The organism is Pseudanabaena sp. 'Roaring Creek', assembly GCF_001402795.1.
Taxonomy (GTDB): Bacteria; Cyanobacteriota; Cyanobacteriia; order Pseudanabaenales; family Pseudanabaenaceae; genus Pseudanabaena.
In genome coordinates this window covers 24,654-37,100 of record NZ_LIRE01000662.1, presented here as the reverse complement: position 1 = coordinate 37,100, position 12,447 = coordinate 24,654, and the positions used below count along the sequence as shown (strand labels likewise).

Annotated in this window: 11 protein-coding genes; 5 read left to right on the top strand and 6 right to left on the bottom strand. The window is 44.2% G+C overall.

Going from position 1 to position 12,447, the window contains the following annotated elements; genetic code table 11:
• Window positions 1-120 (top strand): DUF1993 family protein (locus AC805_RS24885; protein ID WP_156341458.1); only part of this gene is annotated, 120 nt, incomplete at its 5' end.
• A 113-nt stretch (window positions 121-233) separates the two neighbouring features.
• Here the strand turns inward: AC805_RS24885 and lepA are convergent.
• Complete coding sequence (gene lepA / locus AC805_RS17875) at window positions 234-2,045, bottom strand: translation elongation factor 4 (RefSeq protein WP_009628901.1); 1,812 nt, start codon at window positions 2,043-2,045, stop codon at window positions 234-236.
• 757 nt (window positions 2,046-2,802) lie between these two features.
• On the opposite strand from lepA, the gene infB reads away from it, so the two are divergent.
• A complete protein-coding gene (infB, locus tag AC805_RS17870) occupies window positions 2,803-6,270 on the top strand; it encodes a translation initiation factor IF-2 (RefSeq protein ID WP_055076640.1) in 3,468 nt (1,155 codons plus the stop codon).
• Between the two features lie 120 nt (window positions 6,271-6,390).
• Here infB and AC805_RS17865 read toward each other — a convergent pair whose 3' ends face one another.
• From AC805_RS17865 to AC805_RS17855, 3 genes are all read right to left on the bottom strand, one after another.
• Complete coding sequence (locus AC805_RS17865) at window positions 6,391-6,777, bottom strand: hypothetical protein (protein WP_055076639.1); 387 nt, start codon at window positions 6,775-6,777, stop codon at window positions 6,391-6,393.
• Window positions 6,758-7,048, bottom strand: a complete 291-nt coding sequence (locus AC805_RS17860) for a hypothetical protein (protein ID WP_055076638.1) — start codon at window positions 7,046-7,048, stop codon at window positions 6,758-6,760. Before AC805_RS17860 ends, AC805_RS17865 begins: the two co-directional genes overlap by 20 nt.
• Before the next feature lie 149 nt (window positions 7,049-7,197).
• Entirely contained in the window at window positions 7,198-8,601 is a 1,404-nt protein-coding gene (locus AC805_RS17855; protein ID WP_055076637.1) for a hypothetical protein, read from the bottom strand.
• Window positions 8,602-8,714: 113 nt separating this feature from the next.
• Here AC805_RS17855 and AC805_RS17850 point away from each other — a divergent pair, with 113 nt between their 5' ends.
• The 3 genes from AC805_RS17850 (at window position 8,715) to AC805_RS26940 (ending at window position 9,343) form a co-directional block, all read left to right on the top strand.
• A complete protein-coding gene (locus AC805_RS17850; RefSeq protein ID WP_055076636.1) occupies window positions 8,715-8,951 on the top strand; it encodes a type II toxin-antitoxin system Phd/YefM family antitoxin in 237 nt (78 codons plus the stop codon).
• 5 nt (window positions 8,952-8,956) lie between these two features.
• Window positions 8,957-9,112 (top strand): type II toxin-antitoxin system VapC family toxin, encoded by a 156-nt coding sequence (locus tag AC805_RS26945; protein WP_231663598.1) that lies wholly within the window; start codon window positions 8,957-8,959, stop codon window positions 9,110-9,112.
• 81 nt (window positions 9,113-9,193) lie between these two features.
• Entirely contained in the window at window positions 9,194-9,343 is a 150-nt protein-coding gene (locus AC805_RS26940; protein WP_231663583.1) for a hypothetical protein, read from the top strand.
• Window positions 9,344-9,377: 34 nt separating this feature from the next.
• Here the strand turns inward: AC805_RS26940 and lipB are convergent, their stop codons facing one another.
• Window positions 9,378-10,058 (bottom strand): lipoyl(octanoyl) transferase LipB, encoded by a 681-nt coding sequence (gene lipB / locus AC805_RS17840; RefSeq protein ID WP_082429533.1) that lies wholly within the window; start codon window positions 10,056-10,058, stop codon window positions 9,378-9,380.
• Between the two features lie 76 nt (window positions 10,059-10,134).
• Window positions 10,135-12,216, bottom strand: coding sequence for a ribonuclease catalytic domain-containing protein (locus tag AC805_RS17835; protein ID WP_055076634.1), 2,082 nt, complete (start codon window positions 12,214-12,216; stop codon window positions 10,135-10,137).
• Between the last annotated feature and the right edge of the window lie 231 nt (window positions 12,217-12,447).

The following is a 12,447-nucleotide window of genomic DNA, read 5'->3' as shown; positions in this document are numbered from 1 at the left end:
GCCTATTTATTGTTCTTCATTTTGCCCAATGTCTATTTCCACGTAACGACTGCCTACGATATTCTCAGACATTGTGGGGTGGAACTGGGCAAACTCGATTTCTTGGGCGCACGTCGGTAAGTAGCTGGGAATTAAAGCCCAAAAGAGGTTTGCCGCGCTCCGCGCGGCAAACCTCTTTTGGGCTTTAATTTTGCAAATATATGACCAAATAAGCTGACTAGGCAGCTTATTGGCTAATCTCCATTCAGTTGCAAAATTGCCATAAACGCTGCTTGTGGAACTTCTACGGTTCCAATCGACTTCATCCGTTTTTTACCTTTCTTTTGTTTCTCTAACAGTTTCTTCTTCCGCGAAATATCGCCGCCATAGCACTTACTCAATACATTCTTTCGCAAGGCTGAAATATTTTCCCGAGCAAGAATCTTAGAACCGATCGCCGCTTGAATAGGAATCTGGAACTGTTGCTTGGGAATCAATTCCCGCAGTTTCGACACCAGCGCCCGACCGACATTGTAGGACTTGTCACGATGGACGATACAGGCCAAGGCATCCACAGGCTCCTCATTCACGAGAATGTCCACAAGGACAAGATCGTTAGGACGATAGCCGATGACTTGATATTCCATGCTGGCATAGCCCTTGGTGCGAGACTTCATCTGATCGAAGAAATCCGTCACCATTTCCGCTAAGGGTAGTTCGTAAATCAGGGTTGCCCGTTCCGTGGTGATGTACTTCGTATCCACAAATACGCCCCGCCTTGCCACACATAACTCCATCAATGTGCCGATGTAAATTTGGGGAGTCATAATTTCGAGCTTGACATAGGGCTCCTCGATCGATTGCCTTGCGTTGGGTGGCGGCAACTCACTGGGATTGTCCACCATTAAAATTTCGCCCGTGTTGGTAGTGACTCGATAAATTACCGATGGTGCTGTCACAATCAGATCGAGGTTGTACTCGCGTTCGAGCCGCTCCTGCACGATCTCCATATGCAACATCCCCAAAAATCCGCAACGGAATCCGAAGCCCATCGCGTTTGAGGTTTCGGGTTCGTAGTTGAGTGCTGCGTCGTTGAGCTTGAGTTTGGTTAAAGCTTCACGTAATTCTTCAAACTGATCGGCATCCGTAGGAAACATCCCGCAGAAAACCATGGGCTTAGCTTCTTCATAGCCAGGAAAAGGCTCAGGTGCAGAATCGATCGCGGAGGTAATCGTGTCACCGACCCGCGCATGGGCAACCATCTTGATCGCCGCCGCTAGATAACCCACTTCACCCGCATGTAGTTCGTCAACTTGGATTTGTCCAGGAGCTAATATACCGAGTTCGTCGATGACATATTCCTGTCCCGAAGCCATAAACTTAACGCGATCGCCTTTTTTGACCGTGCCATCCATCACACGAAAGTAAACGATTACCCCTCGATAGGCATCGTAGTAGCTATCAAAGATCAAAGCGCGTAAAGGCTGATCGACCGTATCCTTAGGGGGTGGAACTTTTAAAACGATCGCTTCAAGGATCTCGCGAATTCCGATCCCCTGTTTTGCCGAGGCATGAATTGCATCCGAACAGTCTAAGCCAATTAATTCTTCAATTTCATGGGCAATGCGATCAGGATCGGCTCCTGGTAAATCGATCTTATTCAAAACGGGGACAATTTCGAGATCGTTGGCCAAGGCTAAGTAAACATTAGCCAGAGTCTGCGCCTCCACTCCCTGCGATGCATCCACTACCAGCAAAGCCCCTTCACAAGCCGCCAAGCTCCGCGACACCTCGTAGGAAAAGTCCACATGTCCTGGGGTATCAATCAAATTAATCGTATATTCATCACCATTGAGAGCCTGATAGCGCATCCGCGCCGCTTGCAGTTTAATCGTAATTCCCCGCTCTCGCTCTAAGTCCATGTTGTCGAGAAACTGCGCTTTCATATCCCGATCCGCCACGGTGCCTGTAAATTGCAACAAGCGATCGGCAAGCGTAGACTTACCATGATCGATATGGGCAATGATTGAAAAGTTACGAATGCGGGAGACGGGTACGTTGGTCATAAATATCAAAACTAAATATCAAAATATCAAAACTAAATAAGTAAATGGGCTTAATTAAATATGAAACCCTAAAACCTGCGGCTCACACTGCGCGTTCGCCGCAGGTTTTAGCTCTGGATTTTAATTATGCTGAGGTACTCATCAAAACTAAGTATCAAAATAATTGGGAAAGCGAGTCAAAACCTTAGAGCGACAAAACATGAGAGATAACCCGATCCTACCTTAAAGTAAATTAATGTAAACAACTATCAAAGGTGAGGACAATTAAGTTAGCCAACTAGAAACCCTAAAAAACCCTAAAAGCTTACTCAGACCATTAGTACAGTACCTTAAATCTTTAGGTGAGACCAAGCAACGTATTACCAAGCAAAGTATTACATTGTCTGGATTTGAGCTTAATATCGACATAAAGAGCTATATTCCAAAAAATCTCTTCTCAAAAATTGTGTTTAGGGTTAATGTACAAGAGCTAGTAAACTGAATGAGATTTTGCCAAATTCTATGAGCTAAGTTATCTAACTTCTCATATTACTAGGTTGTATGAGTAATAATAGCTATAGTAGTTTCATCTAAAAATTGAAACTGACTTGAAAACTATTCGGGCTAGCCTGTGCCGCAGGGATAGCTAGGCGCTTCTAAGATTAACTATGGTCAATGTAATTCAGTCAATGTAATTCAACCTAGCAAAAGATAGGAAGCAACTTCTATGTAAATTCAATTTCATCGTGTACAACAGTTACGCAGGGCAGAGTAAGCAATGAGTATAAGCAATCGAGTTCGACTATATGAACTCTCACGAGAGTTAGACCTCGACACCAAAGATGTAATCGCAGTATGCGAGCAGTTAAATATAGTTGTTAAAAGTCATAGTAGTACAATTACAGAATCAGAGGCGGAATTGGTACGCATCAAAGCCCCTCAACAACACCCTAAGACTGCCGATACCAGAGCTTCTGAAAAGAAATCTGTGACTGCGGCAAAGACCAAAGAATCTGAGGCTCGTACTGCTAAGCAGCAAATTCTTGCCGTTACCAAGCCTACGATTCGTCTGAATACTCCGCCTGTCTCTGGTAATGTAGGAGCTGTACCTCCTCTCACTCCCCAACCTAATTCACCTCCACTTAATTCATCTAGTCCGATCCCTGAGCTTAGCTCAGAACCTCCTGCCAAAACTGCTGTTATTAACCCTTCCTTGCCCATGCCCTCTGCTTCTCCATTAGTTAAGCCTCCGCTTCGTCCCTCTGTCCTAGAGGTCGATCTGCCCGAAACCACTACTGCGTCCACTACTGCGTCCAAAATTGAATTGACATCAGAAACAGCATTGACCCCACCAGTAACTCCTAAAACGATCAAAGAACCTCAGCCCACGGCACCAAGATCGGAATTAATTGCGCCTCCTATCCCTCCCAAGTCCCCAGAAAAGACTGCTTCTGTGGCGATCCCAGTCAAGGCTCCAGTTGAAGAGGCGGCAACAAAGGCAAACCCAGTCAAGCAAACGCCTAAGGAACCAGTCGTTGCGAAAGAACAGACCCCAAGAAAGGAGACTCCTAAGGTAGAGCCGCGATCGCAGACCGAAAAGACCGAGCGCCCTTTGGTACCCAAGCAAGCCTTAGTGAGCGTGTCACCACCTCAAGTTAAGTTAAACAAGCCCGTTGCCCCAGAGCGTCCCAAAACGCCTGCGGTCACTCCAAAAGTTATTATTGCGCCTAAGCCACCTGCCGCCAGACCATCCGATGAGTCACGAGTTTCGGCAAAATCCAACCAGAGTAAGTCGGAACAGACTAGGGTTGCGGCAATTTCAGCGGAGGGGAATCAAGAAACAGCAAAGGTTAACAAGCCCGAAAGACCAAAGCTCAATAAACCCGTCGAACAACCTGTGGCAGCTCCTGCTGGTGGCAGACCGCAGAGCCGTGGACCTAAATTAGTCAAGGACTCGGTACTCATTGAAAGGGGGATCACTGCTCCTACCGAACCACCCCATAATTTGCGTCCACCGATGCCCACCTTGATGCGTGCTCCCGAAAAGCCCGTCATTGCCGATAAAACTGGCAAAAAGCCTGAAACCGTAGGTGGGTTTGCCCCCGTATTGCCTGAACTTTTAGAAAAGCCAACCTTACCGAATAAAGCTAACAAGCGTAAGGGCAAGTCCAAGGAAGAAGAAGAAAAAGATCTTCTTGAGCTAAAAGAAAAGAATCGTCTCAACAAGCCCAAGCGCTATCTGCGTGACTTTGCTGATGATGATGACGATGCCGCCGATCTTGATGCGGCTAACGAGCTTGCGCAGATCAGTCTGTCCCTAGCTCGTCCTGCGGCTCGTCCTAAGGCGATCGCCGTGCCATCGAAGCCAACGATGGCGGCAGATATTAAGCCAACGCAAAAGGGTAGAAAATCCGCACCTAGTCGCGATCGTCGTCACCAACAAGTCGAGGTCATTCCTGAAAAGCCTACTTCCGTTGAGATCGAAGAGGGCATGACCGTAGCCGTACTTGCTAAGCGCTTAGTACTCTCTGAGACCGAGGTAATTCGCACCCTATTCATGAAGGGGATCATGGCGAATATTAACCAGACGCTCGATGTCGGTACTGCCAAGATGGTAGCGGCAGAGTTGGGCTATGAGGTACATGATCCTGAAGTCGTAGAGCTAGCACTCAAGACGGAAATGATCGATGTTGGCGACCTTGATAAGCTTCAACGTCGTCCTCCCGTAGTGACCATCATGGGGCACGTTGACCATGGTAAAACCACATTGCTGGATGCCATTCGTAAGAGTAAGGTGGCTCAAGGAGAAGCAGGTGGTATTACCCAGCATATTGGTGCATACCACGTTGATGTCGAACATAACGGTCAAAAACAGCAGATCGTCTTCCTCGACACCCCTGGGCACGAAGCCTTTACCGCCATGCGTGCGCGTGGTACGAAGGTTACTGACATTGCCGTACTGGTTGTTGCTGCCGATGATGGAGTCCAACCCCAGACCATTGAAGCCATCAGTCATGCTCGTGCTGCGAAAGTACCTATTGTTGTTGCCATTAACAAGGTTGACAAGATCGAGGCTCAGCCCGATCGCATTCGTCAAGAATTAACGGAATATTCCCTTATTGCGGAAGAATGGGGTGGCGACACCATCATGGTTCCCGTCAGTGCGATCAAGCGTGAGAATCTTGATACCTTACTGGAAATGATCTTGCTGGTTGCTGAAGTTGAAGACTTACAAGCTAACCCCAACCGTACGGCTAAGGGCACGGTCATCGAAGCTCACCTCGATAAGGCTAAGGGACCTGTAGCCACCTTGCTCGTCCAGAACGGTACGTTGCGTGTGGGTGACATCTTCGTGGCTGGTGCTGCCTTTGGTAAGGTCAGGGCGATGGTTGACGATCGCAGCGTGCGCGTCGATAAAGCTTCGCCATCCTTTGCTGTCGAAGTCCTCGGACTGGGCGATGTCCCTGCGGCAGGTGATGAGTTTGAAGTCTATCTAGACGAAAAACAAGCTCGGGCGATCGCTGATCAACGCACCATGGATCAACGCCAAGCCCGCTTGGTTCAGGCAATGGCTTCCCGCCGTGTCACCCTCGGTACTTTGTCCGAGAAGGTCAAGGAAGGCGACCTCAAGGAACTCAATATCATCCTCAAGGCAGACGTACAAGGCTCCCTCGAAGCAATTCTCGGCTCCTTGGCTCAACTACCTCAACGCGAAGTCCAACTCCGCATCCTCCTCTCTGCTCCTGGGGAAATCACCGAAAACGATATTAGTTTGGCAGCAGCTAGCTCGGCGGTCGTGCTTGGCTTTAACACTACGATGGCTCCTGGAGCAAGACAGGCTGCTGACGACCTCGGTGTTGACTTCCGCGATTACAACGTCATCTATAAGCTCTTGGAAGATATCCAAGATGCGATGGAGGGCTTACTCGATCCTGAAATGGTCGAGGAGTATCTCGGTCAAGCTGAAGTCCGAGCGATCTTTACAATTGGTAAGGGTGCTGTGGCTGGCTGCTATGTCCAAAATGGCAAGCTGGTTCGCAACTGTAATGTCCGTGTCAAACGTGGCAATGAGGTTGTCCATGCCGCCGTGCTTGACTCGCTGCGACGGGTTAAGGACGACGCTAAGGAAGTCGCCGCTGGATTTGAGTGCGGTATCTCCCTTGCTAAATTCACCACATGGAAAGAAGGCGATATCATCGAAGCCTTCCGCATGGTCACCAAGCGTCGTACGCTAGCTACTTCGTAATAAATAAAGAAGCGCCCTAAGGGGCGCTTTTTTATTCTGGTAATTCAATTTCTACTTTATACCAAATCACAAAATGGCTACGCCATTTTGTGATTTTAAAACCCTTACTGGGTTTGGTTTTCAATTCCCAAAAGTGTAGCCACACTTTTGGGAATTGGTATTACCGACTTCTATAGCGCGAATTCGTAAGTCATAACCATAAAGTAAGCTCATCCCAACGAAGCGATCTGTTTCTGCTTCATTGACTGGAATAGTTCGGTATTGACCATCCCAAATGATTGTTGCTGCATAAACCTCAAAGGTCACTTCACTGCCATCACCTAAAGTCCCCCGATCAACCCCTGTCCAAGGTAAGTCTAAAGTTTCAATAATTTCACTTGGTAAGCTTAAGTAACCTGTATAGCCTGTATCAATAACAGCATCAATCAGTTTGGTCTGTTTCTTTTCGTTGATGATGACTAGTGGAATTGTTTCTTCACAGCTTTGATTAACTACACCATGAATCATATGTTTTTTTAAGGCTCCTTGCACCAAACCGATGAACAGCTCTATGTCCAATGCGAACGATCCAAGGTTGAGCATCAGGAATGCGTTTGAATAGGCTACCTGTTGCAGTCAATATCTCATCAGCAACTTCAAAGGCTCCTGTTTCAATATCAATGGCAACAATTTTGCCATAATTACCCGTTTCGACCTGTGGGCGCACCTGAGTTTCATAAATCTCATCGCCACGCCTAGCGAATTCTTCTTTGCTATATCGGGGCTGTCTTACTGTCATAAAGTTTCCCTAAGTATGTAAGATTGTTATTAATTCAGATTTTGCGGTAAGTTATGCAATCTTATGAGATGTATTCAGCACTTCACCATCGATAAAGTTAACATCAGAGTTTTAGTACAAGATCGCACAGTTCAGTACTTTCTACCCATCTACTCTGGCGGTAATTTAATACCGACTGATTTAAGATGATTTGCTAAACTTGCCCAGCCACTATCATCCCAAACGTCTAATTTTGGATCTTGTTCGTACCAGTATGAGTATTTTTTATCCCATAGAACTTTAAAAAGTTCCTTCCAATTTTCTTTCAGACTTGAGAGATACTGATTAGTTTTTTCATACATCTCAAGCATAATTTTTGGTGTGCCTCCAGCATCATAGATTTGATCATTTTCTTGGACAACTTTAAGAATTTTTTGAATATCAGTTAAACAAAAACAGCCAACCATAGGGAGAATTAATGACTCACCTAAGCTTTCAGCACCTCTATAACTGCTAGCTCCTGAATATAATTTAATAGCTTGTTCTGCAAACTCTGGCTGGGGTATTAACTTAATGATAGTTACCTGTTTTAATGTAGGAAGTTTGTTAAATATTTCGATAATAATTGACTTCAGATCGCTTATTACAATCATCATAAAAATAGATGTATGAATATTCGTTTGATTGGGACTCAATTTAATATAGGCTTTTAGCTGACTTTTAGTAGCTTCATCTAACCAATTCCAACATCTAGGATCTGATGCAATCAATTGACAGATATTCGGTAGACATTCATCATCTAAGGCTTCTATCATCTTTAAAAGGTTTGATTGAATTGTCTCTTCATAAATATTTGGATGTCGCTTAGAAACAGATTGTAAAGTTAGGAAAATTCGTCTTGAATAATTCGATAATGGAAGATCTGTTAAGTTACCATGCAGGATTGCCTTTAAAAGTAAAACAACAATATTTTTAACTAATACCTTTTTTGAACTATCCAAATACCTTGCGTTCAAAAAAATAGATGCTTCTTCTAAGGTGTCAGGAAAACCTATACTTTTGATATCTCTTACAATCCTTTCAATAGCACTCTTGCCCTGAATAGGCGGATGTTGTAATAAATATTTAATAGCATGGACTATATGCATCCTCACTCTTTCTGGTTCAGGTTCAAATAGCTTATCTTCAGCTATAAAAGCAGGATGAGCGCAAAGGTTACGATCATTTTTAAGTTGTTCAAGATCGTATTTTTCTTGATTATTTACAAACTCATAATCAATTTCCGCCTTATGTAATAAATTTTCTTCAATCCTCTGTAATTCTTTAATATCTCTTTTCTCAATAGCTTTATCTAGAGTATTTACAAAATCATGCGCCATCTTATCACCGCGATTTGCCAATTCCCTTATCTTTGAAATGATGTCAAAATTCACTGCAATCCACACTGATATAATCGATGAACGATATGCACCTCCTCGGTATGCATCTATTGCTTCTAAAATATAAGAACGAGATATTTGATCTCTTACCTTAAGAGCTAATTCATCAAGATCTGTAATGCGAACTTCTTTCATGAATATACAAATTCTTATAAATACTTAATTGAACAATACTATACTTTTTTCTCTTAATATTAAGAAGTATCAATACCTTTCTTCATAAAATATATTAATAAAATCAAAAAATTATGACTATTACCGTCACCATCCCCGAAGCCAGTCAACAATTTTCTCAATTAATGGGACAAGTCCTGCTTGGCGAAGAAATCATCATCTGTGAAAACGGCATAGCAGTAGCAACAATTACACCTAGCAAAAGGAAACGTCAACCTCGCGTAGCAGGACAAGACAAAGGCAAAATTTTTATCGCTCCCGACTTTAATGCTCCATTACCTGATGAAATTCTTGCTGACTTTCTAGGCTAATGGGCATGAAAATATTACTTGATACCCATACCTTTCTTTGGTGGGTTGCTGATGATCCACAAATATCTGCCAACGCCAAAGAGATCATTAGCGATCCAAATAACGAAATTTACTTTAGCGTTGTCAGCGCTTGGGAAATTATTATCAAAGTTGGTACTTGAAAACTTTCTCTATCTGAACCGCCAGAAATCTATATTCCCAGTCGTATTGCCTCTAATCAGTTTGAGATCCTTCCCGTCCAGATGTCTCACATTTTAAGAATTAATAGTTTGCCTAACTTCCATAAAGATCCATTTGATCGCCTATTGATTGCCCAAAGTTTAGTTGAAGACTTATCGCTAATAACATTAGGTGGGGCGATCGCACAGTATCCCGTCAAAACTATCTGGTAATTTATCAAAGATTAGAAATTGGTAATTATACTTTTTAGACGATCGCTTGAAATTGCATTTCCAAATTAAATATTTCAGCGAAGGTTTGCGCGATCGCCTTTTTTACTTTTACAAACTCAATATCTGGTACAAATTGATTCAGATTACAAACTTGGCAATCAGAGATTCCGCAGGGAACAATGCGGTTAAATCCTGTTAAGTCCATACATACATTTAGCGCAAAGCCATGCATTGTAATCCATTGACTTACTTTAATTCCAACTTGCGCGATCTTTTGAGCTTGACCAGCATTATCAATCCACACACCCGTTAAGCCTTGAATACGCTTTGAAGTTACATTAAATTTAGCTAGAACTTGAATAATTACCTCTTCAAGCTGCCTCAAGTACCAATGTAAATCATGTTGATGGTGATCCAAATTCAAAATAGGATAGGCGACTAACTGCCCGATCGCATGGTGCGTAACTTCTCCACCTCGCTCAATGCGATGACACTCGATATCAGGTTCATCAAGCTTGAATTTGAGAAATTCCAAACTTGAACCTTGACCAAGGGTATAAACAGCAGGATGTTCTACCAGCAATAACACATCGGGTAAATCCTTACCCTCACGTCTTGCTTGTTTGCGCTCCGCTACTAGCTCTTTTTGCCATTGCCATGCTGTGAGATAGGGAATTGGGCGATCGCTTTGGTAAAGCAGACAGGGGCGGCGCATAAATAGAGATTCCACGACCATTAAGGAAAATGCAGAAGTTTATTTGCGAAATTATTGACGAAAGTATTGGCGAGATTTAGAGAGTTGCGTACTCAGATTCAAGGCGATCGCTATCCCGTTCCATTTCCATTTCTAAAAGGGAAGTGGATTGCTGCGCCTCTTGAAAATAAATAATATCCTTGCGGGGATCGACTTCACCCGTCTTAATGCGCAGATTATCACCTACTTGAATCTGACGATTAATTCGCATAGGTAACTTCAAACCTAAATCTTCGATCAGCACTAACGCTAGTTTTTCATTTTCGCGCAACCAATCCAACATGAGGGCTTCCCACACCACATCCTTATTGCGGCGCAGATATTCTAGGCTCCAATAACGAACTGATTGTTTCTCAACCTGATTAGCATCCCAAATCGCAGGATCGATCGCCTGCAAAATCGCCGTGAGCATTTCCGCCGTAAAGGGCAAAGATTCCTGTCGCAAAAAAGCTTTGATTTGCCAATGGGCAAGCAGATCGCTGTAACGACGAATCGGCGAAGTTACCTGAGCATAGGCATCAAGCCCCAAACCTGAATGACGCGAAGCATATAAACCTAAGGAACCTTTGGTCATGCAGCGACAGATCGCAAATTCGCGCACAGGTCCCGATGGCAATTGCATCAAAGTATCGAGAGGAGGCAATTCGGGCTGTTCCTGATATCGATAGGGAATGGGAATATTATTGGCTTGGGCAAATTTTGCAGCTACTTCCCCCGCAAGAATCATCATCTCCGCAACCAATTGTCGCGAAAAAGTATCTTCCATTAGTTCTAAGGTCAAGCCATCGCCACTCTGAGAATTGACCTTGACCGTAGTATCGGGTAAGTGAATTTCGATCGCCCCCTGCTCGACGCGCCATTTTTTGCGGAGACGGGCAAAGTCGGCAAGGCGATCGAGATCGTCCTCTACCCCTAGTTGCAACATTTCTTCTACATCTTCATAGGTGAGGCGATAGTTTGGCTTTACTAAACTTGCCACAATTTCATAATGGGCAACCGCACCAACCCGATCTAGATCGACGGCAAACGAAAGCGCATGGCAGACCTTATTTTCGATCAAGCTCATGGGACCTGTGGCTAACTCGATCGGGAACATGGGGATCACCCCCGTGGGCAAGTAGACACTTGTGCCCCGCTTGCGTGCATCCTTATCTAAGGGACTATCAGGATCGAGCCATCGAGTCGGATCGGCAATGTGAATCCATATACGTTTGCCACCATCGCTGAGCGTTTCAATACTCAGTCCATCATCAATTTCCGTCGTGCTGATATCGTCAATCGTATAAACATGGAGATGGGTGAGATCGCGCCGCAAGTCCTGCATATTGTCAGGTATTGGCGCAGTTAGACAATCTTGGGCAGCCGCAACCACCTCATTGGCAAAATGTAGGGGGACTTGACTACGCAGTAAGTTAAGGTTTTCATGTTCGTTCCAAATGCCTAAATCAACGAGCATTTGAAAGGCGGACTGTTCGTTTTTAGAGCGCTTGGCAAAGGTTAATAGCTCTTGGGCGGCGGACTTGTCTGAAGCCTCATCACCATAGAGGGCATAGCGTTCCAGACAGTCCAGCCGACTGCGATCGCTTGCAGTCCAAGTTACCTCACTGCCAGATAACCTAGTTGATAGCTTTTGTTGAAACTCTTCAATTAATTTAGCTCGTTGGGCAGCAGCTTCCGCTTGATGCTTTAGTTCTGAGACTTGCGAACTCGATCGCGGCTCGTAGAGATCCCCTTTCTGCTTAAAGTAAATCTTGTCATTATTTAATAAGCAATAGGATGCATAACAGGTAACCGCTGAGGCTTCAGAAAACAAAAGGTTGGCAAGGCTGGTGGGATTTGTTGCCTGATTTTCTTCAATCAAAATCTCCCAAGCCACTTCTAGGCTGCTGGGATCGAGAAATTTTTCGACCTTTTGTAAAAATGAAGGAATTTGGGTGTAGGTGAAATTGGCGCTTTCGCCATTCGCTTTGATGGTGTAATTTATTTCACGGGGATGGATGGTATGGCTGTTCCCATTTTCATCGATCGCTTGAAAGTGTTTTTTCCCTTCAGGACGATCAATTACGACAAGGCGGCGATCGCCATGCAATTTCACTTCGATTAGCGTACCTTTTTCCAAAATTGCCCCTTGTCCACCAAAGCCAAAAATTGTCTTTAATATTCTACCGTTTTATCTATCGGTCACTGTAGGAAAAAACAGAAAAGAGAGGTATTGCTTGACGATGCTTCTCTTTTTTGTTTTCTAGTTTTTTGTCTAGTTTTTTGTCTAGTTTGTTTTCTAGCAAGTTCAGTAAATGTTTGTTTCAAAATTCATCTAGTAAAAACGACAATTATTACCGCGTTTACTGGA